Source organism: Myxosarcina sp. GI1, from assembly GCF_000756305.1.
In the GTDB taxonomy this organism is placed as follows: domain Bacteria; phylum Cyanobacteriota; class Cyanobacteriia; order Cyanobacteriales; family Xenococcaceae; genus Myxosarcina.
This window is the reverse complement of the sequence record NZ_JRFE01000004.1, coordinates 71,814-95,092: the sequence shown is the minus strand read 5'-3', so window position 1 is coordinate 95,092 and position 23,279 is coordinate 71,814. Positions and strand designations below refer to the sequence as shown.

General features: G+C 41.1%; 16 protein-coding genes. 10 read left to right on the top strand and 6 right to left on the bottom strand.

The window, feature by feature from the left end:
* Positions 1-19 precede the first annotated feature (19 nt).
* Complete coding sequence (locus KV40_RS01885; protein ID WP_036477398.1) at positions 20-1,012, bottom strand: AraC family transcriptional regulator; 993 nt, start codon at positions 1,010-1,012, stop codon at positions 20-22.
* A gap of 156 nt (positions 1,013-1,168) precedes the next feature.
* On the opposite strand from KV40_RS01885, the gene KV40_RS01880 reads away from it, so the two are divergent.
* The 3 genes from KV40_RS01880 (at position 1,169) to KV40_RS01870 (ending at position 3,257) form a co-directional block, all read left to right on the top strand.
* Positions 1,169-1,939 (top strand): SDR family oxidoreductase, encoded by a 771-nt coding sequence (locus tag KV40_RS01880; RefSeq protein ID WP_036477396.1) that lies wholly within the window; start codon positions 1,169-1,171, stop codon positions 1,937-1,939.
* A 51-nt stretch (positions 1,940-1,990) separates the two neighbouring features.
* Positions 1,991-2,734: an SDR family oxidoreductase gene (locus KV40_RS01875; protein ID WP_036477394.1), complete on the top strand. Its 744-nt coding sequence runs from the start codon at positions 1,991-1,993 to the stop codon at positions 2,732-2,734.
* Positions 2,735-2,855: 121 nt separating this feature from the next.
* On the top strand, positions 2,856-3,257 hold the full coding sequence (locus KV40_RS01870) for a cupin domain-containing protein (protein ID WP_036477474.1): 402 nt from the start codon (positions 2,856-2,858) through the stop codon (positions 3,255-3,257).
* Between the two features lie 48 nt (positions 3,258-3,305).
* Here KV40_RS01870 and KV40_RS01865 read toward each other — a convergent pair whose 3' ends face one another.
* The 3 genes from KV40_RS01865 to KV40_RS01855 all read right to left on the bottom strand — a co-directional run bounded on the left by KV40_RS01865 (position 3,306) and on the right by KV40_RS01855 (position 6,874).
* Positions 3,306-4,166, bottom strand: a complete 861-nt coding sequence (locus KV40_RS01865) for an alpha/beta fold hydrolase (RefSeq protein ID WP_036477391.1) — start codon at positions 4,164-4,166, stop codon at positions 3,306-3,308.
* A 73-nt stretch (positions 4,167-4,239) separates the two neighbouring features.
* On the bottom strand, positions 4,240-5,634 hold the full coding sequence (locus KV40_RS01860; protein WP_036477389.1) for a Rieske 2Fe-2S domain-containing protein: 1,395 nt from the start codon (positions 5,632-5,634) through the stop codon (positions 4,240-4,242).
* Positions 5,635-5,761: 127 nt separating this feature from the next.
* Positions 5,762-6,874 carry a Gfo/Idh/MocA family protein gene (locus KV40_RS01855; RefSeq protein WP_036477473.1) on the bottom strand — a complete coding sequence of 371 codons (1,113 nt, stop codon included), beginning with the start codon at positions 6,872-6,874 and terminating at the stop codon, positions 5,762-5,764.
* 259 nt (positions 6,875-7,133) lie between these two features.
* On the opposite strand from KV40_RS01855, the gene KV40_RS01850 reads away from it, so the two are divergent.
* Both KV40_RS01850 and KV40_RS01845 read left to right on the top strand, forming a co-directional pair.
* A complete protein-coding gene (locus tag KV40_RS01850; RefSeq protein WP_036477469.1) occupies positions 7,134-7,670 on the top strand; it encodes a Uma2 family endonuclease in 537 nt (178 codons plus the stop codon).
* A 149-nt stretch (positions 7,671-7,819) separates the two neighbouring features.
* Positions 7,820-9,610 carry an ABC transporter substrate-binding protein gene (locus KV40_RS01845; RefSeq protein WP_036477466.1) on the top strand — a complete coding sequence of 597 codons (1,791 nt, stop codon included), beginning with the start codon at positions 7,820-7,822 and terminating at the stop codon, positions 9,608-9,610.
* Positions 9,611-9,680: 70 nt separating this feature from the next.
* On the opposite strand, the gene KV40_RS01840 is transcribed toward KV40_RS01845, so the two are convergent.
* On the bottom strand, positions 9,681-14,801 hold the full coding sequence (locus KV40_RS01840; RefSeq protein ID WP_052055264.1) for a diguanylate cyclase domain-containing protein: 5,121 nt from the start codon (positions 14,799-14,801) through the stop codon (positions 9,681-9,683).
* Between the two features lie 705 nt (positions 14,802-15,506).
* Between KV40_RS01840 and KV40_RS01835 the strand changes: the two genes are divergently transcribed.
* The gene (locus KV40_RS01835) at positions 15,507-15,944 is read left to right on the top strand and encodes an ELWxxDGT repeat protein (RefSeq protein WP_036477387.1); all 438 of its coding nucleotides are present in this window, start codon (positions 15,507-15,509) and stop codon (positions 15,942-15,944) included.
* 34 nt (positions 15,945-15,978) lie between these two features.
* Here KV40_RS01835 and KV40_RS01830 read toward each other — a convergent pair whose 3' ends face one another.
* A complete protein-coding gene (locus KV40_RS01830; RefSeq protein ID WP_036477385.1) occupies positions 15,979-17,196 on the bottom strand; it encodes a glutathione S-transferase family protein in 1,218 nt (405 codons plus the stop codon).
* Between the two features lie 402 nt (positions 17,197-17,598).
* Between KV40_RS01830 and KV40_RS01825 the strand changes: the two genes are divergently transcribed.
* The 4 genes from KV40_RS01825 (at position 17,599) to KV40_RS01810 (ending at position 23,252) form a co-directional block, all read left to right on the top strand.
* Positions 17,599-18,213 carry a hypothetical protein gene (locus KV40_RS01825; RefSeq protein WP_036477383.1) on the top strand — a complete coding sequence of 205 codons (615 nt, stop codon included), beginning with the start codon at positions 17,599-17,601 and terminating at the stop codon, positions 18,211-18,213.
* A gap of 20 nt (positions 18,214-18,233) precedes the next feature.
* Positions 18,234-20,312, top strand: coding sequence for an OmpA family protein (locus KV40_RS01820; protein ID WP_052055263.1), 2,079 nt, complete (start codon positions 18,234-18,236; stop codon positions 20,310-20,312).
* A 181-nt stretch (positions 20,313-20,493) separates the two neighbouring features.
* Positions 20,494-21,021 carry a Rab family GTPase gene (locus tag KV40_RS01815; protein WP_036477381.1) on the top strand — a complete coding sequence of 176 codons (528 nt, stop codon included), beginning with the start codon at positions 20,494-20,496 and terminating at the stop codon, positions 21,019-21,021.
* Between the two features lie 41 nt (positions 21,022-21,062).
* On the top strand, positions 21,063-23,252 hold the full coding sequence (locus KV40_RS01810; protein ID WP_052055262.1) for an EAL domain-containing protein: 2,190 nt from the start codon (positions 21,063-21,065) through the stop codon (positions 23,250-23,252).
* The last annotated feature ends 27 nt before the right edge of the window (positions 23,253-23,279 follow it).

Below are 23,279 nucleotides of genomic sequence, written 5' to 3'. Positions count from 1 at the left end.
TTACGTTGTCCGAACTGCTTTATGTATCAGCTTCGCTAAATCTGCCCTCTCTAATAGCTTCTCGCAGTCGTTCCACATCACGTATCGGTGGTGCGCCAAAGAGCCGCTTGTACTCCCGATTAAAGTGCGAGGCATCGTCATACCCTACCTGGTATGCGGTATCAGTTGCGTCGAGGTTTTGCCCCAGCATCAGACGGCGAGCTTCTTGGAGTCGCAGTTGCTTCTGAAACTGCAAAGGACTCATGGCAGTGACAGCCTTAAAGTGATGGTGGAAACCCGAAACGCTCATGCCAAGATCTCGTGCGAGGGTTTCAATCCGAAGTGGTCGATCGAAGTCTTTACGCAGTCGCTCGACGGCTCTAGCAATATGGGGAGCATGGCTACCCAGAACCGCAATATGACAGAGCCGATTCCCTTGCTCTCCAATTAGAAGTCGATAAATAATTTCTCGTGTGACTAAGGGGATCAAAACCCGCGCCTCAGCAGGCTTGTCCAATAGCCGAACGAGGCGAACAACGGCATCGAGCAAGGGGGCATCTAGTGGACTCACATCGATCGCTTTAACATTGGCAATACTTTGGGATGCGGGATAGCCTGCCTCGACCATAACTGAAGCAACCAAAGTGGAATCGAGATCGAGGCGAAGGCTCAGGCACGGTTGCTCTTTGGAAGCTTCGAGAATATGGTTGATAATCGGCAGTTCGACTGTTGCTAACAAATAATGTGCGGGGTCGTACTGATAGCGATCGTTACCTAAAAGTACTTCTTTACTGCCCTGGGCGATTATACAAAAGGCTGGGATAGAGACAGCATGACAGGCTTCCATCGGCGAGGAGAATCGATAAAAATGTAAGCCTTTGAGCGGTTCGATCTTCCCATCGCGATCGATAGCCTGGGAGATGCGCTCTACCAATTCGTCTCGATTGGCTTGCATTCTTTCTGCCTCGCGCTTTGCCTGCGGATCATCGATTAAATTTATAGCGGACGTTTCACTCTTGTTAGCAGCGTTCATGTCAAAGTTTGCAGGATTGTACAACGATCCTAGACTATCGTTCTATCCCTAGCCTCTCAAAATTTCTAGGATGAAGCTAAAGCAATAAAAAGTGATTGGAGCTTCTTGCTAACATTCTAAATTTTTATTGAAGAAAAATTTTAGAAAGGAGTAAAAATGACAACGAACGAAAATGGAAACTACGCGGAAAAGGTTGCGTTTGTAACTGGGGCGGCGAACGGCATCGGACTAGCTACGGCACTGGCGTTTGCCCGCAAGGGAGCTAGTGTAGTCGTTGCCGACGTTGCGGAACAGGGCAATCGAGAAACGGCGCGCAAGATTGAAGACCTCGGAGGTCGCGTACTTGCCGTTAAGTGCGACGTGACCAAAACAGAGGACGTGAAGGCAGCTTTAGACAAGACTATCGAAACTTTCGGGAAGTTGGACTTTGCCTTTAACAACGCTGGTGTGGAGCAGAAGAAAGCACCAGTAGCGGAAATTGAAGAAGAAGAATGGAATCGCATCGTAGATACCGACCTGCGTGGCGTTTTTCTGTGCATGAAGTATGAAATTCCGCTGCTACTCAAGCAAGGAGGCGGTGCGATCGTCAACACGTCATCGGGTGCTGGGGTCATAGGCATCAAGAGCGGAGCCGCATATACTGCTGCCAAACACGGCGTAATCGGACTGACCAGGGCAGCGGCTCTCGACTATGCCTCACAGAACCTCCGCATCAACGCCGTTGCCCCTGGTTACATTGACACACCGATGATGGATCGCTTCACTGGCGGCACTGCCGAAGGACGAGAACAAGTGACCTCCCAAGAGCCAATTGGAAGAATGGGTCAGCCCGAAGAAATCGCCAATGCGGTCGTTTGGCTGTGTTCTGATGCGTCCTCCTTCGTCGTCGGACATGCCTTGGTGGTCGATGGAGGTCAAACGGTGTAGTGATGTTTGTCGTCAAGGCGTTAGTAACTACTCAACATAAAGAGGAATAAAATGATTAAAGATAAAGTTGTAATTATCACTGGTGCATCATCAGGAATCGGTGAAGCAAATGCAAAATTGCTGGCAAGCAAAGGTGCTAAAGTCGTGTTGGGGGCGCGACGCGAGCCAAAACTCAAACAACTAGTCAATCAAATTCAAAGTGCTGGCGGACAAGCCGTCTATCGGGTTATGGATGTAGTTAACCCATCAGATAATGCTGCAATCGTCGAACTTGCCAAAGAAACATTTGGAGGCATCGATGTTATTTTCTCGAACGCTGGCATCATGCCTAGTTCTCCAGTTTCTGCATTGAAAACAGATGAATGGCATCAGACGGTTGATATCAATATCAAGGGTGTATTAAATAGTGTCGCCGCTGTGTTGCCAATATTTATTAGCCAAAAGTCTGGGCATATTATCACAACTTCATCGGTTGCTGGGTTAAAAGCTTATCCAACTAATGCGGTGTATGGTGGGACTAAATGGTTCGTGCGCGAGTTTATGGAAGTTCTGCGTATGGAGTCTGCTCAAGAAGAGACTAATATTCGCACTGCGACACTTTATCCTGCTGCAATTAACACTGAGTTGTTAGATCGGATTACCGACTCAGATACGGCTGAAAACATGACAGCGCTGTACGAGCAGCATGGTATTTCAGCCGAGCGAGTCGCCAATGTTGTGGCGTTTGCGATCGACCAACCAGAAGACACAAACGTGAGTGAATTTACCATTGGTCCGACCACGCAGACTTGGTAACGAACTTTATAAAAACATCATTAGGAAAGCGATCGTGAATAAATTATTTAATACCACAGCTATGGCAATAATCCTTCTAAGTGGGGCTGCCATTGCCTCGGATAAGCAAGTAAAGGAAGAAATGATTATTAAACGGAGTGAAGCACAGGAATCCATTGCAGGACCAGCAGGGTATTTTACTGGAGAAGCGCGCATCGAACCGATTCATCTAGAAGCACGAGAACCCTCGCGTGTAACCTCTGCCCTGGTCACTTTCGAGCCAAGAGCGCGCAGTAATTGGCATAGACATCCCTTGGGTCAGCTATTAATCATAACGTCGGGTACTGGCTGGACGCAGATCGAGGGAGGAGAGCGCGTGGAAGTGCGTGAAGGAGACTCGGTCTGGTGTCCACCAGGACAAAAACATTGGCACGGTGCGACCGCCACAACCGCTATGAGTCATATTGCTATTCAGGAAGAACTGGATGGTAAAAATGTCGAGTGGTTAGAACCAGTCAGTGACGAGCAATACCAGCAGCCTTGAGAGAGAAGTAGAACCAGTTTGAAACTTTATTAAAATCTAAAGCGAGAACTAGTATCCATGCTTATTTAAAATTTCAGTAGCGATCGCCGCAACTTTTTCTGGGCATTCTACCATTGCTAAGTGACCGCATTCGGGCAGTTCGTAGACATTACTTCTGTCTTGTTTAAAAAGATGATGGAAGCTGGCTAAATGATTGACGTATTTAAATTCCATAATCTTGTCATTCGCGCCGCCAATAAAGTAAACGGGCTGTTCCAATTGTGCTACCAGACGAGGTAATAAATGTACTTCTGCTTCTGTGGTCGATTTTAACAATGCTCCTAAAGCCGCTGATTCTGAAGCCTTAGTAAAGTCAATAATTCTTTGATGACCCCAGGCAAGAGACAGAGGACGGGCAACCATCATTCGGGCAAATAATAGACTGAGAAAAGGAAAATATTTGAGCCAGCCAGGGCGAAATTTGACTAACTGTTTACCTGCATTACGAAACCGCTCGAAGTCTTCTTTTAAATAAATTCCCCCACCAGAATTGAGACAAATGACTCCTTTTACTCTTTGCGGACAACGACTGGCAGCCCAAAGAGCGATACTGCCACCTAATGAATGTCCGATTATCCAGGCGCGCTCGATCTCTAGTTTTTGTAGTAAATCTTCTAAATCTCTGGCATAAGCAGCCAAACTATAGCTATGTTCTCGATCTTCGAGAGTTTTAGCTGATGAGTCACCAAAACCTCTGAGATCGTAAATTAAGCATTGAAATTTTGACTGTAAAAGTTCTATGACAGGTTGCCAATAGCGATGGCTTAACAACCAGCCATGAACAAAAACCAATACGGGAAGTTGGGAGTTGGTAACAGGTGGAGTTAATTCATATTGATGAGTTACTCCCAACAACTTAATTGACGGCATACTCGTTATCGAATTTTATTGTAATCTTTTAATATTTTCCCATATAACAAGTATGGAGCAGCAACAAAATCGCTTATTTTGCTGGTAGATTACGTGGTGGTATATCTTTGCCTCGATAAAACCTTTGTTCTAATTTTCCTAGTCTCCACCAGGTAAAGCTAGAAAATAGTACGAGCGATGTTAGACCGATCGCACTCCAAACTGGTATAGATTCCAGTGATACCAAAGATAACGGTATAATAGCCCAAATTAATATTGCCACAGCCGCAGCTATAGTTCTCAACTTGTGAATGTTTTTTAGTGCCTGACGACAACTAACGCAACTGGCTGTATGAGATGAAAAACGATCTAATAGTTGTTCTTTAGATAGGGGAGCAGAAAACTGAGCATCGGGAAAAGGATCGGCATGATAATAATTAACCCATTGGCGGAGTTCGGAAACGTATAAATCGGCTTTAGTCGGTAGATAAAACGCCTTGGCAAAGTTATCGCTACCTCCCGATGCTGCCAAATAGCGTTCTTGATAGTGCAGAAAAATCTGATCGTCTTCTAATACGCCATTTTGGTTGAGATGAGAATACCAACGCGGAGATAATTTAATAAAAAAGCGGGGAAAAGGCGAAGCAAACTTAAAGGGAAAACGAGCGAATAAACGACACTTACCTTTACTGATAGGAGTAGCGTAAACTACCGTCATCGTTCTACCAAATTTTTTGGAAGTCAGATCGTGCCACATCAAACCTGGAGCGACAAAGGTAGTGTACTGCGTTCCTAAAGTGCCTTTACGGGGTCCTTCTTCCCAGACACCCCTAAAACCATGTTTGCCAGATTCAGTTATCTTTAAGTCTATCGCCGCAGCATTAGCGCGATCGCTGACGGTTTTATGGTGGGTAAAGGGAATATGACTGGCATCGATAACGTTTTCCAGTAAAGTCAGCGCGTCATAGGGTAAATCTCTAAAAGTATCCAGACATACCCATTCATCGGCAGCTTCTTCTAGAGGCGGTACGATGGGAACTGGAGTCTTTTCAGCTCGTTCGGGAGTGCCTGGATAGACAAATAGCAGTCCTTGAGCGATCGCAACTGGCAGAGAAGTCGCACAGGCTCTAGATGAAATTGTTCTTTTTTCCGTTTCTGGCTGTTGGGGAATAAATTTACATTCTCCCGAACCCGCAAACGCCCAACCGTGATAGGGACATTCTAATAGTCCTCGTTCGTTGACTCTGCCTTCGCTTAGAGGTGCCAGACGGTGAGGACAACGATCTTCAAACACGCGCCAGGAGTTAGCCGACTTGTCCCACCAAATAACTAAATTGGTTTCTAATAAGGTAAAGATTGCTAGTTTGCTTTTATCTAGATCTTCTAGATAATAAATTGGATACCAGGCTTCTTTGGGGTCAAAAACAGTAGACTCATCTCCTCCAGGAAGCAGTTGGTTATTGGTACTTGCGATCGCAGTGGTAGTCATCCCGAATCTAACTTTAACTTTTTTATAGCTCTGTTATTAATTGTTACACGGGATTTTTAATCGGTGTGAGTTTACGCTGTACGGTAATCCTAATTATTCGATCTTGCTACCCAAAATATCTTCACTCTCATCCAATAAATCTATCTAACTCTGGTACGTCTACCCAACCTCCACTTGCATGGGATTTATGAGTCAAGTCCATTAATAGTTGAGAGTAAACTCCTTCTTTTAGCGAAGGAACTAGCGTTTTGCCAGAATCGATCGATTCGACCAAACGATTTACGATGCGAATAAACGGTGCAATTCTGCCATCGGTAAATACTTGAGGAAAATCCATAGATTTAGGGATATCTATCGATTTTAATGGTTTACCTGCGGGTGCGCCTGAAAGATGAAAACCATGAACGTAATCTTTTAAATTATCGCTGCCTAAAACTAAAGTTCCTTTTTCACCGTAAACTTCTACATAATGTCCCCTACCACCATAGGTTACAGAGCTAACCGACAGTTGGCAGGGCGTACCGTCAGCCATTTCCAGCATAATCAGACAGGTATCGTCGGCATCAACTGGTTTCATTTTGCCGTCATCTGATTTGTCGGGACGTTCGGGAATGGCGCAGTTGAGATAGCCATTTAACCGCGAGACAGAGCCAAACAGCCAGTGAATATAGTCGAAAGAGTGAGAAGCTACCGCACCTAATGCACCACCGCCAGCTTCTTTTTGGGAATACCAGTTCCAGGTGCGATCGGGATTGGCGCGACTGGTAACTAGCCAATCGATTTTTATCAGTCTTTTTTTGCCCACATAATCATCTTGCAGATGTTGTGCCAATAGTTGCCAGGCAGGAACGTAACGAAATTCAAAATCGGGCATTGCTACTAAGTTCCGTTGTCGTGCTAAATGATATAGCTCTCTAACTTCTGTAGCGTCCATCGCCATTGGCTTTTCTATTAGCACGTGCTTTCCTGCTTCAAGTGCCTGCTTTGCCATTTCGTAGTGTAAAAAAGGTGGCGTAGATATACTAACTACGTCAACTTCGCTCAAGCTTAAAATTTTATCGAGTTTGTTATAAGCATACGAGATTTTATATTCATCGGCGATCGCTTTAGCTTTTCCTAAATCGGGATTGTATACTGCTACTATCTCTGTACGGGGATGATTTTGAAAACCTGGAATATGTACTTTTTTGCCAAAACCCGTTCCAATTACAGCTACACCGATGCGATCGCCTGAAGTCATAATAATCTTAGTAAACAATTTTTCTAACAATTATCATAGATCGCTCTTAGCAACCTTCAAACTACTCGCTGCCTCTTTAAATTAAATGAGATACATTTCCGACTAGTCAGACTCTAAACTTTAAAAGTTTGAGCGGTTCTCATCCAAGTTAAAATCGTATTAAAGTTGACATTAAAACTTCTGTATGCTGAGTTCTAACTATTTTGAAAACCCAAGCGACACGATAACTACCAAAGGAGATCGTCTGTCTGAAGATAGTATGTCCCTAACTGTAGAAGATTTAGAGCAACTGCAAGCACAACATCCAGACTATCGGATGGAGCTAGTCGAGGGGAAAATTATCGTTATGAGTCCTTCTGGTTATGAGTCTGATGAGGTTGCCTTTCGAGTTGGAGCAAAATTGTGGAACTGGATCGAACCCAATCAACTTGGACGAATTACTGGATCTAGTGCGGGATTCAATCTTGCTAATACTCGCGCTCCCGATGTTTCGTTTATTCGTGCCGAGCGTCTGCCTCGTTCTCCTCGCGGCTATGCCACTATCCCTCCTGACTTAATGGTAGAAGTTAAATCTCCCACCGATAAAATTTCCGAACTGCAAGATAAGATTGACGAGTTTTTGACTCAAGGCACAGTAGTTGGGATTTTAGTAAATCCAGAGAAACGCACCGTAGAAATTCGCCGCTACGAACAAAACCCGATTATCTTAAAGGATGGTGATATTTTAGCGGTTCCCGATTTACTGCCTGGTTGGGAAGTGCCAGTTACAGAATTATGGTCGCCCGTGTTTGATTGACGAAGGAAGAAGGACGAGTCCAATGGTGGGTGGGCAAACAAGAACACCAGTTAATGAGAGTGTTTCACCTTATAGCTTGTTGCCCACCAGTCGGCAATAAAATTGCTCTAGAGTTTATACTGCGATCGGGTGTAGTTGGGATAGTTGATATGTTTAATTTTATTGGTGTTGTTAGTAATATAGTTTGTCGTCGGGCAAAAGTAGTATTCGCTCTAATATTTATTTTCGTCTCCCTTACAGGATGCAATCCAGCAAATTTTAAACAAGCCGATGCTGAAAACGTCCCCCAGCTAGTTCAGGCTATTCTCAGCGATCCTAAAACTTTTAATCCCATATTGGCTACCGATGCCACTAGTAGCAGCGTGGGAGATATGATGTTTGACGGTTTGGTTTCCCAAAATCCCATCACCAGTAAAATCGAACCTGCTTTAGCCGAATCCTGGGAAATGTCTGAAGATAATCTACAGATCGTCTTTACTTTAAGAAAAGGTTTGCAGTGGTCGGACGGTGAGCCTATAACGGCTGATGATGTAGTTTTTAGCTACGATGGACTGTATCTTAACGAAGAAATTCCTAGCAGTTCCAGAGACGTTATTCGGATCGGAGAAAGCCAAGCACTCCCAAAAGTACGCAAACTCAACGATCTACAAATTGAGTTTAGCGTACCCGAACCTTTTGCACCATTTCTCGATACTATCGGTGGCTTATCGATTTTACCCGCCCATATTTTGCAACCTAAAGTAGAAAATAAAACTCCTGATGGTAAACCGCTATTTTTATCTACTTGGACGATAGACGCTTCACCAGAAAATATCGTTGCTAATAGTGCTTATAAACTAAAAAATTATGTTACCAATCAACGACTGATTTTTGAAGCCAATCCCTACTACTGGAAAAAAGAGGTAGTAAATAAAAATATTCCTTATATCGAACGAGTTATTTGGGAAATTATCGAATCTACCGATACTTTTTTATTACAGTTTCGTTCTAATAGCTTAGATTCTATTTCTGTTAGCCCAGAATATTTTTCGCTTTTGAAAAAAGAAGAAAAAAGAGGGAATTTTACCATATATAATGGTGGTCCAGATTACGGTACAAACTTTATTACCTTCAATCTCAATCAGGGATCGAAAAACGGTAAACCTTTAATCGGTTCCAACAAATTGCGCTGGTTTAATAATGTTAATTTTAGAAAAGCTGTTGCTCATGCTATTAATCGTCCGCGAATGGTCAACAACATTTATCGTGGACTAGGACAACCACAAAATTCTCCCATTTCAGTACAGTCGCCTTTTTTCTATGAAGGTTTAATCGGGTATGATTACAATCCCGAAAAAGCCAAGCTATTACTACAAAAAGCAGGATTTAAATATAACGACAAGCAACAATTAGTAGATAGTGAAGGCAATCGCGTCAGCTTTGTTTTGTATACTAATTCCGGCAATAAAATTCGCGAAGAAATGGGCAATCAGGTTGAAGAAGATTTAGCCAAAATTGGTATTGACGTAAAGTTTCGTCTAGTCAATTTTAATGTTTTAGTTGGTAAATTAAGTAACTCTTTGGATTGGGAAGCAATTATCTTAGGTTTTACTGGCGGTAATGAACCTAATGGTGGAGCTAATCTTTGGGCTGTTGATGGTAATTTACACTTTTTCAATCAAAAACCAACGGCAGGACAAGAGCCAATTGAAGGCAGAGTAGTAGCTGACTGGGAAGCAAAAATTGGCGAACTTTTTGTAGCTGGTGCCAAAGAACTAGACAAAGAAAAACGCAAGGCTATTTATGCCGAAATTCAGCAAATAGTTAGCGATAAAGCTCCAATTATCTATTTAGTTAATCCTTTGGCTTTGGGTGCAGTTCGCAATAAATACGAGGGAATTGATTACTCGGCTTTAGGTGGCGCGTTCTGGAATTTGGAAGAAATAAAAATAGTTGAGTGATATACTCTGCTATGATTCAAGTTGCGATGATTCGGATTGTGCTTAGACGTTAGGCAACATAAATAACTTTTCAGACATCCTCTAATGTAGGATCGAAAATAAAATATTGTCCTTTTTCCTGAGATTTTGCCCGATACATTGCTATATCTGCATCTTGCAGTATATCTTTTGGTTGCTGATAATTAATAGTACTAAAGGTAATACCAATGCTAGTACTAGTATATATTTCTTTATTAACTATAAAAAAAGGTTGCAGAAACTGTTTTATAATACGCCGAGCGATTATAATAGCTTCATTTGTATCTTCAAGATTTTCTAATAAAATAGCAAATTCATCTCCACCAAGGCGTGAAACTGTATCGCTGGTACGCACACAAGTTACTAATCTTTGAGCCACCTGTTTTAGTAATTCATCTCCAAATAAATGTCCAAAACTATCATTAATTATTTTAAAACGATCTAAATCGAGAAACAAAAAAGCATACAAATATTGTGGATGTCGTGCAGCTAGTTCGATTGATTTAGCTAACAGTTTTATTAACAATGCTCGATTTGCCAAACCTGTTAATGAATCGTGAAAAGCATCGTATTCTAGCTGTTGTTTATCTTGCTGTAGTTGTACTAAAGATGTTTCTAACTGCTTTACTTTTTGTTTTTCTCTATCTTCTGAATGCTGTATATCGAGATATAAGTTAGCATTTTTCAGGGAAATAGCAGCTTGAGAACAAAGAATGTTAATTACTTCTAGTCGCTCGTCAGTAAAAACATTTTTGGTTACCTTATTTTCTAAATAGAGAATACCAATTAGTTCCTGGCGATCGAGTATTGGTGTACACAAAATTGATTGGGGTTGATTTACAACGAAATAAGGATCGGCAAGATAAATAGTATTTTCTATTCCTTCAGCTAGTATTACAGGTTTGGCGGTGAACTTAACTTGATTGAGAATACTGTTAGGTAAGTTTTGCTGTAAAGCATCTAGTTTGTGGCGATCGAACTCAACTATAGGAGAATTGATTTGTATGGTAGCTGCTGCTAAAAAAACTGTCGATTCTCGATTTAACAAAATTAAAGCTCCAGTTTGCGCTCCAGAAGATTTAACAACTATATCTATTAAGGTAGCTAGCAGTTTGTCTAATTTAATTTCTTGAGAAATAGCTTGAGTAGTTTTGATTATTGTCTTTAAATCTAAGCGGTCAAATTTGATTTTTGAAGTATAAAGATTAGTTAGCTTAGTTTCTTCAGTTAGAGTTACTTCAGGCTTAATAACTGGTGCGAGCAATTGGGAGTAATTTTTAGCCAGGTTTTTAACTTTAGCTATTGCTCCCCAGCGAGCATAACTATAATAAGCATCAGTTAGATATAGTCGTGCTATATTTCTTTTACCCCAGGTCAAATAAAATTTAGCAGCTAATTCTTGTGCTAAAGCTAGATCGTTAGAATATTTATTAAGCTCGGCAAGTTCGATCGCGCGATCGTAATTGTCGATCGCCTGAAGATAATTACCTAAAACTCGCTGCTGTTCTGCTGCTACTAAATAATATTTATGCCAATAATTCATTGGTGCAGATTTAGCCCAAATTTTTAGCTGCTTTTGGTTGGCTGTAACTTTTTTAATTAAAGATTTTTTTTCTAACCGAGAAGCATTATTATAAACTGCTAAGCGAGTTAAAGAATCATAAAAATTAAACAGGGGAATAATCAAAGTTGCTTTAACACCATGAAGATATTTTTGTGTATTATTGGCATTAACTAAAGCTTCAGTATATTTTTCAAATAGATAGCACAAAATAAGTTTGTGACAATATAAATGGCAAAGTAGGGAAAGATGATTGGCTTTTAAAAGTAAAGGTAAACTTATATCTTCGTCAAAACTTTGACCTTTAAGATAAATAGGAGCTTCAACCGCTGCGCTCAAATTATAAGTTATCTGATGATAGAGTTTTAATAAATTATGTGCTGTTTCTTGATTTAGTAGAGCGATTGCTTCTAAATATTGCGATATTTCTCGTTCGAGTTTGGTAAGTTCTTTGCCGATAAGATAAGAATGATAACTATAGACAAATACAGCATAAGAAGCAAATTCGAGATCTCCCGTTTCCAAACCACTACAGTAAGCCTCTTTTAAAGCTCCCAATCCCGCTTGCGGATGTTCTTGCCAATGTCTGATAAAGTTATTAAAAACCATTAATGTCTTGGCTTTAAATTCTTCAGCATCGAGCTTTTCTAGTAAGTTTAAAGCCAGTTGACCAAACTGATAGCCACGCTCGAATTGTCCTAAAGAGCCACACAAAGCTACCCCATAACTAGCATATCCATAGATAGACATGGCAGTATTACCTTGCTTAAGCGATAGATTAACCGCTCTTAAAGCAAGTAAAGGAACTAGATTGGGGGTGGAGTTATAGGCAGGAGAACCCACGATGCCAATAATTTTCATCACTGCTAATGATTGGGGCTCGGACATTCGGGGTAGATCGATTAGATTGGTATCTTGTTTGGCTAACAGTAATTTTGTCCGAACTAATGCCTCCAAAAGCTGTAGTTTATTAGGCTGGAGAGGAAAACGAACGCCCAAAAGCTCTAATACTTCTAAGGTAACTTTAACCGCTTTCAAGGGTTCTCCTAGAGCAATGTAGGCATAAATTTTCACTTCATAGCCTCGAACTCTATCTAGTAGCGATCGCCCGCGCTGTAAGATAGTAGCAACCAACGATTTCATTTGCTTGAAATTGCCACAGAGATAGGCTGCTTCTGCTGCGGTTACAGTTAAATCGAGAGTCAAATCATACTTAGTTTCCCAGCAATCTGGCGTTAGTAGTTCTAATCCTGTAGAGCAGTATTGCCAGGCATTAAAGAAAGCATTAGCAGCTTTGGCTTTATTACCAGCATTTAGATTTAATTCTGCTAACAGTTCTCGTTGCGATCGCGATTGAATTAGATCTACTGCCATATTTAAATGGTGGACAATGGCAAAAATTTTTTCTTCTCTAGCAGCAACGGCGTTACGCTCTAACAACAATTGTCCGATTCGCCAGTGAGTTTTTACTCGTTCGGATTGAGTAATTAGTTGGTATGCTGCTTGTTGTAGGCGATCGTGTAAAAATTGATAGGAAGTGCGCTCGAAATCACTTCTAGCCATTCCTCTCTGGCTTAGAGCAAACTGATAAATTTCACTGGTTGGCAACACCAAACTTTCTTGTATAGCATGGCGAAGCTCGATTACAGTATCTAACTCCGATTTACCACAAACAATTGCTAGAGTAGCTAGATCGAACTCATTACCGATACAGGCAGCGATAGTTAATAAACTTTGAGTGTCTGCCGATAGCTGTGTTAGTCTCTGAGTCATAAACTCAACGACATCATCACTAACTGCTAAAACTTTTACCTTGGCAAGATCGCACTGCCAATATCCCTCGGCGCGATCTAAAGTAATTAGTCCTTCTTGATGTAAAAAGTACAGTAATTCGATCGCGAAAAAAGGATTGCCTTGAGTTTTCTGCCAGATAGACTCGGTTAGAGGAAATGCTAAAGCTTCGGAACAACAGAGGCTGTCGGCGATGGTGCTGTTGAGAGTCATCAGATTTAATGGCGATAAACCTAAGCGATTAATTGCCACCGACTCATTATTATTGCCAACATTTCCTTCGATCTCTGCTAATTTTATTGCTAGCGGATGTGCCGCACTAACTTCGTTATCTCGATAAGCACCAATAAGTAATAAATGGGTAAAATCGCGATCGCCCATTAATAGCTGAATAAATTTTAGCGAAGCCAAATCCGCCCACTGTAAATCGTCGAAAAAAATAATCAAAGGATGTTCGGCAGTAGCGAACAGGCGAATAAACTTTCTCAAAATAAGCGTGAATCTATTGCGCGCGGCATCGGGTTCTAATTTAGTAACTGAAGGCTGTTTGCCGATAATTGTTTCTAATTCGGGAATTACATCAATAACTAGCTGTCCGTTATCTCCTAAAGCTTGTAACAGCTGATGCCGCCACTGCTGCAAAGTTTGTATGGATTCGGTTTGAAGCTGCAAAATGAGACTTTGAAACGCCGAAAAAATTGCTGCCAAAGGGCGATTGCCTAGAAACTGCTCGAATTTTCCTCGAACAAAATAACCAGGCTGCTGCAAAATCGTTCTGCTGACTCGTTCGATTAATGCTGTCTTGCCAATACCCGCACAACCAGACACCACCAGCAACTCTTTTTTACCCCGACAGACTCGCTCGTAGGCATTTAGTATGGTTTCTATCTCCTTTTCTCTGCCATAAAGTTTATGGGGAACGATCGGGCGATCGCAAATATCGCGCGTTCCCAAACTAAAGTTACTAATCTTGTTGCTGTCTTGTAATTGTTGCCGACACGTTTCTAAATCGCATTTTAGTCCCCAGGCAGTCTGATAGCGTTCTTCAGGATTTTTAGCTATCAGCTTGAGTACGATCTTGCTAAGAGCCAGGGGAATACGGGTGTTTACTTTGATAGGTGCAATGGCTTCTGCTGCCAGATGGCAGTGAATTAATTCTATTGGATCGCTTTTAGTAAAGGGAAGCTGCTCCGTCAGCAGTTGGTAAAAAGTTATTCCTAAAGCATAAAAATCGCTACGGTAATCGATACCGCGATCGATTCTACCCGTTTGTTCTGGAGATATATAAGGAAGAATCTCGTCGGTAAGCTCTAGATTTTGTTTCAGTTGTCGATTTTTTGGTAGCAGGGAGGCAAGGCTAAAATCTTTTAGCTTCACCTGTTGACTATGGGGAGCGATTAAAATATTTTGCGGTTGAATTTTTTGATGGATAATATGGTTGCGGTCGAGTTCTGCTAAAGTTTCTACTACTCGAATGGCAATTTGTAAAAACTTTAATAACTGTTGTCTCGATGGAGTTTGGTTATTAGTAGCAACATATTCTAGCCAGGAAATACCGCTAAAGTTCTCCATAATTAGCGCATATCCGTTACCAAACTTTTCTAAGGCATAAATTTTGACTACACCATCTATATTGAGGTTGTAGGTAATAATATATTGATTGCGAAACCGTTTGAGTTGGGCAAGACTCGGATATCGTTCTGTTGAAATCGCGATCGCAACTTGTTGGCGATCTTGGACGCGTTCTCCGCGATAAACAATAATCTTAGTTCCTTCGGAGATTTTCTCAATATTTCTATATCCTGCTAGTGCGATCGACATCTAAGTCTTAGTTGTTTGGCTTCTAGTTTAGGCAGTAAATCTGGTCTTCATTTTATAACTGAAGACGTTTGTAATTTTAACGAAAAACTATTTTAAGACGATCGCCATATTATTAAAACATTGTTTCGGAAGGTTGCCAAAGCTATACATAATTACTATTGTAGTATTTCGACTTTCGAGCGTATATTCTGTATTGCTCGAATAAGATCTTTCCTTACTTTCTCTACTTGCCGAGCAATTAAAGGTTGAAAATCATTAATAGCGATCGCTATTAAACAGAAAAATATTTTTGTAGCAAAATAGCTGGCTTAAATATTACTTCTAATAATGCTGCTTGTTTTCTTATCTTTACTTATTAAACAATTGTTTAATAAGTATTTAATTCTAATATTTGCTCGGATGATAAATGTCAAAAAATAACAATTTCTTTTTCTATTCATTTTACAGCGTTTTTAAGACTGTTAACTATAAAGTAATAGATTGAAAGCCAAATGCTATATTCTTTGTGCGATCGCAATCTGCTGTATCTCAAACACCTCATAGGATTTTTTAAAATACAATTAATACTTAAATAACCAAAATATAAATTTTTTATAAACCTATTAGCAATTTCAAGTAAAGTTTTTTATGGATGACAAATTATCTTGCCACAAATTAGACTTTTATTGTCATTTTAAATAATAAAAACTGCCTTGTTGATAAATTATGAACGAGCAAGTGATTTTAGTTAAAGATATCAATTCTGGTGGAAGTAATTCCTTTGTCGATAATTTAACTGTAGTTAATGAGACTCTCTACTTTACTGCTACCGATGGCACTAATGGTGAGGAATTGTGGAAAAGTGATGGCACTGCTGAAGGTACGGTTTTAGTCGAAGATATTAATCCTGGTGGGGATAGTTCTTTTCCCAACAATTTTACCGAGGTTAATGGTAAACTCTACTTTACTGCCAACGATGGTACTAACGGCGATGAACTTTGGTCTTTATCAATCTCTCCTACCGTATATCGCTTTTTTAATCCTTCACTCGGCGTACATTTTTACACTCCTTCAGCAGCAGAAAGAGATTATGTGCTAGATAACCTTTCGGATTATCAACTAGAAAGCAATAATGGTATTGCCTTCTATGTCGAATCGGTATAAATAAACGTAAGTTCGATAGATACAAACGCCTGTGTCAAACCAATATAAAGTTAGCAGGATCTTGATCTCGCCGATGTCTTAAAGGTATAGGCTCTCCTTGACTATCACCTACTAAGGCGGCAGTTTTTTCTAGAGAAGTCTTTAGCCGTTTGGCGGCATAAATAGACATATCTCGCGGTACATTAATCCTGTCGCGCAAATATCGTAGGGCAGAATCAGAACCTTGAGGTGGCGTACATTCTTCTTCGCTCATCATATAAGTTAAGGCACAGCGTAAAGCTGTATCAAATAATTTATCATCGGCTGGATTGACCCGAATAATATTATCATGGTGCTTGATTACCCGATAGAGAGCTTCAGCGCGAGAGTTATCTGGTTCTGGATAAGTAGCATCTGGTAGCCCAAACCAGGGACCGTTATCTACTCGCGACTGATTTAATTTTGTCTGTGGTTCGTCGTTCGACCAGCAGCCACCCATTTGTGGTGGTAAATCGTGAGCGTGGGTATGAAAATCGCTTTGAGTTCCTCGATAGGCAGGACGGCTTTCCATCGCCTCAAACCATTTTGATAAATAAGTATTTGACTCTCGTAGGGAATAACCTTTGTAATAGTAAAGACTAGCATTCATGCGTTCGACATAAGGGGGAAAAATTACATCTACAGTACCGAACTCAGCTAAAAAGTACGCTCCAGTAGTACTGGCTAAAGCCTCCTCAACTTTCTTTACCACTTCGATAAACTGTTTGCGGTTGTGCTGCTCTTGCCCAGGAAAACGCGCTGGAGAACAAAGCCAGGTACACCAGGCTCTAAACAACAGACGCTCCAATCGCCGTAGAGGTAGCACCGAGGGGTCTTGCATACTTTGTCCCAAAGCTCCAAAAGTTTCTTCTAGGGCAATCAAAATATCATCACTTTCCGTAATCAGGCGGTCGTCTAATTCAATAGCTGGCAACATTCCCGATGGTACTTTTCGCTTATACCAGCTTTCTTTCTTGCCATAGCAAAACATGGTAATTTTTTCAATACGGTAGGGAATCTGTTTTTCCTCTAGCCATAGCCAGACTTTTTGACAATAAGGACACCAGGCATGATTATCGCGGTATAGCGTCACGCGCACTTCTGATTCGCTCGCTCCAAACAGGCGCAAACGAGCTTGCGGGTTGGTAGCACCATTGACAGGATCTAATTGAAAGTATGTCAGGGTTTTTAGTTCTGACCAGCTTAGGGGAATATTAGTTGTTTTAGTAGACATTCTTATAAAAACAAGTAGAGAAATAGGTACGTTTAAAAAAATACTAAATCTGTTTGTAGATTGCCAAAGATATTACTATTTACCAGCGTTAGCTCTATAGTTTGTCGGTTCGATTAAAATTGGGCGATCGCCAGATTTTAAGCTGTAAGTCTATATAAATAAACAGGTAAAGTTTAAATTAGTATTTCTTCTAAATTACAATGCGCGTTGTCTTCCAATAACAATTATGTCAAAACGATGAATAGATCGGCGATCGCCTCTAACAAAAGAGTGTATCGTCTGGCATTATCTCTCAATCTACAAAATCAGTTACCGCTACACTCAATAAAGTATAATACACAGTTTATTTACAATAAAATTTACTGTACGATGCTTTACTAGATGAATTTATAGGAGCTGAGTATGAACGATCTTAGCAGAGAAACAATGCGCGAAAGATTGGGAAATATCGACCGAATTCGCGATCTGCTATTTGGGTATGAAATTCAAGAATACCAGAAGCGGTTTGAAAATTGCGAACGGCGTTTAGAAAAGATCGAGTCAGAGTTTACTCAGTTTCAGACGGAAATGAACGCCCGTTTAGAACATCTTCAGTCCGATCTGTCTACAGAAATTCACTCAGCCGTTGATTCTTTGGAGAAAAAACTAAGGTATCTTACTCTCACAACTCAAAATGAGACTAGCAACTTCAAGCAAGAATTGAAATCGCTAACCGATCGCAATTCTGGCAGTATTGACTCTTTATATAAAGATGTCGAGGCTAAGACTAATTCGGTTCGAGATGAACTAACACGAACCAAACAAACCCTCCAAGAAGATGTTCGACTATTAAGAGAGCGAATATTTACCGAACTAGAACAAAAGTTTGACAATCTCAAAGATGCTAAAATTTCTCGTGCCGAACTAGCAGAATTTTTGTTCGAGCTTTGTTTTAAGGTTAAAGGAGCAGAAACGTTTCCCGAACTTAAAGAAGCAGAAGAAACTCTAGCCAAAGCCGAATTATTATTACCTGAGTAACAGGATCGATATAAATAAACTTGAGCCAGCAGCCCAATGAGCCAAATTCAGAAGCAGCAGAACAGCTAGAAGAGTTAATCGATCTGTTGTTTGATGTTTTGCTGCAAGAAAAACAATCCGAGCGGCAATCACTCGTAAGTCAACAAGATACTTTTGTAGAGCGAGAGCAACAGCCACCAGAAAGCGAGACAGCTGAAATTATACCATTAGAAATAACCACTCCCTCTCAATCGCTTCGCCAAACCTCAAGCGATGAGGAACAAGAAAGCGATCGCTCTATAGAGTCAACTAACTTATCCGATTTACGCCAGCTTATTGCAACTTTGGAGCAAAAACTAAAACAGTTGGAAAGTCAGATTTACGAGCCGACAGAAATTATCAATCCTCTGTTACCGCTAATTACAGAATTGTTAGAAGCTAAGTCTAATGAAACGCAAGAATCTTTACTTAACTCTCTTATTCCGATCGTTGATGAAATAATTCGCCAAAAGAGCCAGCAATCTCCGCAATCTATCGGTAAAGCGATCGCTCCTGAAATTGCTTTTGCCATCCAAGAACAGATTCTTTTAGAACGAGATTCTATTTCTAGAGTCCTCGGTCCACAGATGGGCGAAGCAATCAAAAATCAGATTGTGGTCGAGCGAGATGCAATGGTAGATGCGCTATATCCCGTAATTGGCAATACCATCTCTAAATACATGGTAGAAGTAGTTAAGGATATTAATAAACAGGTAGAAAATACTTTCTCTCCAGAAGGAATCAAGCGCAAAATTCGTGCCAAAGTGCAGGGAGTCTCGGAAGCCGAATTAATCTTTAAAGAAGCCATGCAATATGCAGTATTGGCTGTGTTTTTAATTCACAAAGATTCGGGATTGGTGATTCGAGACGTGCAGCCAGAATCGACTTTTCAACTCGAAGCCGACATGATTGCAGGAATGCTCACCGCAATTCGAGTTTTTGTCAACGACAGCGTTGCTATTCCTGGAGAAGTTTCAGAACTACACGAAATTGAATACGATGCTTCCAAAATCATTATTGAAGTTGCAGGATACTGTTATCTCGCCGTAGTTGTTAAAGGCGAACCTTCTAAAGCTTTACTACAAAAAATTCGAGACACGCTAGGCACCATTGTCCTCGACTACGGTAGATTTATTGAAGGCTACAATGGCGACCCGACAACAATCCCAGATTCCCTACAGCCATTGCTAGTAGATTTAGTAGAAGTCAAACGCAAAGAACCGCGCACTTCCTCTCTATCTGGGTTGCTGGTATTTTTATTGGTTGTTGTCAGCTTAGTTTTCTTGCCTTTAGGCTTCTTGTGGTATCGCAGCTACTCAAGCGATCGCCAGGAATCGAAAATAGCAGCAGCTTTAGATGCAAACCCAGAATTATCGGTTTATCGCCTTACTCCCAAAGTTCGCCAAGGGCAAGTAGTTTTGACTGGTAGAGTTCCCAGTCAGTATTTGCAAACTAAAGCGGCGCAAGCCGCCGAGCGAGCGGTGCCAGAGCTAGAACTAACGAATCAAGTTGTTGCGGTAGATGTTCCGCCCGATCCGATACAAACAGCAGCAGAAGTAAGACGAGCGACGGCGTTAATCAATCGCAGACAGGGTATAAATATTACCACGAGCCTTAATAATAATACCGTTACCGTGTCGGGTAACTCGCCCGACGAAGCTGAGGTCAAACAAATTGTTCGAGAACTAGAGCAAATTCCAGGTGTTCGTTCTGTTATTGCTACTGTAGAGACAGCAATACCAATCCTCGATACTAAAATTTACTTTGAATCTGGTTCGGCTCAAATAGAGGGAGATGCCTCCGAGCAGATAAGAACTGTCGAGCAATTTTTAACTCAACATCCGAATCTGCATTTGAAAATTATCGGTCATAGTGATTCGACAGGAGCTATTGAAGATAGACATAGCCTGGCACTAAAACGCGCTCGTGCCGTAGAACGGGCTTTAATCGAGCGAGGCATAGAACCGTTACGTCTGCAAGTTTTCGGCAGTTCCAAACTTCCTCCTGACGTAACCGAATCTCAACCATCGCGTTTGAGTCGAGTCGTTCGTTTTGAGACATTTATCCCCCCAAAAAATTAATTTTTAATTAATAGATAATTAAATAGTTTTTAACCAAGTGTAAATTACTAAGTATTGTTTGCTAAAGTACCGACTAAAATTAGCGGTTATTCGTATAATTACTTTTAAGCTGTCTATTTTTGGTAGGAGTAACTGTATGACACAATTGTCTTAATTGCTCCAAAAATCATCAAAAACATTAATGTCTATAATTTCCAAAAAAATCTGCCTCGTTGGTGACTTTGGAGTTGGCAAAACCAGTTTGATGCGGCGTTTTGTCGATCGCCAGTTTAGCGATCGATATCTGTCAACCATCGGCGTAAAAATTTCGCGTAAGATTGTAAGAGTTGCGGCTCCTCAGCGTTTAGAATGCCAAAAAGTGCAGTTGTTAATTTGGGATGTTGAAGGGCAGACTAAATTTCAGCCAGTCGAACAAAATTATCTACGCGGTTGCGCGGGAGCAATTGTGGTTGCCGATTTGTCTCGTCAAGACACTATTTCTCGCCTCTACGAACACTTGAATTTAGTGTCTTTGGCTAATCCCAGGGGAGTAAGAGCGATCGCGGCTTTTAACAAATCAGATTTACTGACTTCAGAAAAATTAGCAACTGTTCTGCAAGAGAAAAAATACTCTCAAAATGTACCTACGTATATTACATCTGCAAAAACAGGAAAAAATGTCGAGCAGATTTTTCAAAAATTGGTTTGTCTCATGCTCGATAAACCGTAAACATGATTTTACATTACCGAAGTTAAGCCATAACTAAGCTAATGACTGTAGAATGGGCAATTGACAAATATCCACAGATCGTTCGGGCAGAAACCAACGTAACTGAAGCGATCGCTACTCTGTCTCAAACTCAGGCAGGCTGCATTCTAGTAGTCGAGTCAGAAAAATTAGTAGGTATCTTTACTGCTCGCGATGCGATCGAGCTTGCCGTCTCCACAGCCAACTGGCAAGAACTTTCATTGGCTAGAGTCATTTCCCCAAACCCAATCGCTCTAAAAGTGACAGAGCTACCTAATATTTCGGTTTTAATGGATTTAATGCAGCATCAGCAACTTAAGTATCTGCCGATTGTTACAGTAGACTACCGCGTTTATGGTCTGGTTAGTCTAAAGTCAATAGCAGAAGCTTGGCAAAAGTCGGCAGTTGCTAGCAAGCAAGAATTAGAAATAGTAAAACAAGAACTAAATGAATGCAAAAATTTAGAAGCGGAACTGCAAGCCAATCAACAAGCATTAAGCATAAATCAAGAAAGGCTCGATAGCATTTTCGACTCGATTGAAGATGTCGTTTGGTCGGTCGATCCCCACAAATTTCAGTTGCTTTATCTTAATGCAGCAACAGAACAAATTTATGGACGTACGATTTCTGAATTTTTGGGCAATTTCAATCTTCGACGAGAGGTAATTGTTTTAGAAGATCGCCAACGAGTTAGAGAAGCAAATAAAGCTTTGTACTCAATTGGTAGCCAGGATATCGAATATCGAATTTGGCGACCGAATGGAGAAATGCGCTGGGTACGCGATCGCGCTCGCCTGATTTTAGACAATTTAGGCAATACTATTCGCATCGATGGCATTGTTACCGATATTACCGAACGCAAGCAAGCGCAGCAACAGTTAGAATACGATGCCTTTCACGATGGGCTAACTGGATTGGCAAGTCGAAGACTATTAATGGAGCGATTGGAGCGGGCGATCGATCGCAGTCAGTTACAGCCCGCTCGTGGTTTTGCCCTTTTGTTTCTAGATCTGGATGGCTTTAAGGTGGTTAACGACAGTCTGGGTCATTTGGTAGGCGATCGATTACTGATTGAGGTAGCGCACCGTTTGCAAAAGTACGAACGTGAAAACTTTATTATTGCCCGTCATGGAGGAGATGAATTTGCCATTCTCCTTGAGGAACTTGCGGATCTAAAGGAGGCGATCGCAGTGGCTGGACAGATTCAACAGATTTTAAAACCGCCTTTAATTTTAAATGAGCGCGAGGTATATGTCTCTGCTAGTATCGGCATCGCTCTTGGAGATCGAGCTAATTTATATGCCAGTGACGGTCGGGCAACGAACCTATTAAGAGACGCAGATACGGCAATGTACTACGCCAAATCACGAGGAAAGGGAGGGTATGAAGTTTTTACTCCCTCAATGCATACCGAGATTTTGCAGCGATTGGAGTTGGAACACGATTTGCGGCTAGCGATCGAACGAGAAGAATTTGTGCTGTATTACCAGCCGATTATCTGTTTGGCTACTCAAAGACTCTGGGGATTTGAAGCATTAGTACGCTGGCAGCACCCTTGGCAGGGTTTGATAAGTCCAGATAAATTTATTCCCTTAGCCGAAGAAACAGGTCTAAGCGTGGCGATCGACCGCTGGGTTTTACGAACTGCCTGCTGTCAGTTGCGATCGTGGCAAGAGCAGTTGCCGACTACTACTCTCAAGGTTAGTGTAAATTTATCTGGCAACCAGTTTTTTCAACCCGATCTAATTGAGGTTTTCGATCGAGTTTTAGGAGAAACTGGCTTAAAAGGAAGTTGCCTAAAATTAGAAATTACCGAAAGCGTGATGATCGATAATTCGCCAACGACGAGCGTAGTTTTAGAGCAGTTGCGATCGCGCGGAGTGCAGTTGTGTCTAGATGATTTTGGAACGGGCTACTCCTCCCTGAGTTATTTGCACTCTTTGCCGTTTAATCTTTTAAAGATCGATCGCTCTTTTATCGAACGACTGGGAACAGAAGGAGAGAAGGGTGAAATTGTTAAAGCTATTGTCGCTTTGGGCTCGAATTTGGGAATGGATACGATTGCCGAGGGAATTGAAACTAAAGAACAGCTAATGCAGCTTAAAAGTTTGAACTGTGCTTATGGACAAGGCTTCTGGTTTGCCAAACCCATGAATAGTCGAGCAGCAATTGGTTTTGTCGGTGATTGGAATGCTCAAAATATTAAAAACTAATATCAGTTATTAAATATGGCAAGAGAA

What these genes read in the sequence shown, in the direction of transcription:
- KV40_RS01855 (WP_036477473.1), bottom strand. Translation starts at nt 6,874, where the DNA reads ATGACTTCAGGCGATCGCATCGGTGTAGCTGTAATTGGAACGGGTTTT.
- KV40_RS01825 (WP_036477383.1), top strand. Translation starts at nt 17,599, where the DNA reads ATGAACGATCTTAGCAGAGAAACAATGCGCGAAAGATTGGGAAATATC.
- KV40_RS01810 (WP_052055262.1), top strand. Translation starts at nt 21,063, where the DNA reads ATGACTGTAGAATGGGCAATTGACAAATATCCACAGATCGTTCGGGCA.
- KV40_RS01835 (WP_036477387.1), top strand. Translation starts at nt 15,507, where the DNA reads ATGAACGAGCAAGTGATTTTAGTTAAAGATATCAATTCTGGTGGAAGT.
- KV40_RS01845 (WP_036477466.1), top strand. Translation starts at nt 7,820, where the DNA reads ATGTTTAATTTTATTGGTGTTGTTAGTAATATAGTTTGTCGTCGGGCA.
- KV40_RS01880 (WP_036477396.1), top strand. Translation starts at nt 1,169, where the DNA reads ATGACAACGAACGAAAATGGAAACTACGCGGAAAAGGTTGCGTTTGTA.
- KV40_RS01885 (WP_036477398.1), bottom strand. Translation starts at nt 1,012, where the DNA reads ATGAACGCTGCTAACAAGAGTGAAACGTCCGCTATAAATTTAATCGAT.
- KV40_RS01870 (WP_036477474.1), top strand. Translation starts at nt 2,856, where the DNA reads ATGATTATTAAACGGAGTGAAGCACAGGAATCCATTGCAGGACCAGCA.
- KV40_RS01830 (WP_036477385.1), bottom strand. Translation starts at nt 17,196, where the DNA reads ATGTCTACTAAAACAACTAATATTCCCCTAAGCTGGTCAGAACTAAAA.
- KV40_RS01815 (WP_036477381.1), top strand. Translation starts at nt 20,494, where the DNA reads ATGTCTATAATTTCCAAAAAAATCTGCCTCGTTGGTGACTTTGGAGTT.
- KV40_RS01850 (WP_036477469.1), top strand. Translation starts at nt 7,134, where the DNA reads ATGTCCCTAACTGTAGAAGATTTAGAGCAACTGCAAGCACAACATCCA.
- KV40_RS01840 (WP_052055264.1), bottom strand. Translation starts at nt 14,801, where the DNA reads ATGTCGATCGCACTAGCAGGATATAGAAATATTGAGAAAATCTCCGAA.
- KV40_RS01865 (WP_036477391.1), bottom strand. Translation starts at nt 4,166, where the DNA reads ATGCCGTCAATTAAGTTGTTGGGAGTAACTCATCAATATGAATTAACT.
- KV40_RS01860 (WP_036477389.1), bottom strand. Translation starts at nt 5,634, where the DNA reads ATGACTACCACTGCGATCGCAAGTACCAATAACCAACTGCTTCCTGGA.
- KV40_RS01875 (WP_036477394.1), top strand. Translation starts at nt 1,991, where the DNA reads ATGATTAAAGATAAAGTTGTAATTATCACTGGTGCATCATCAGGAATC.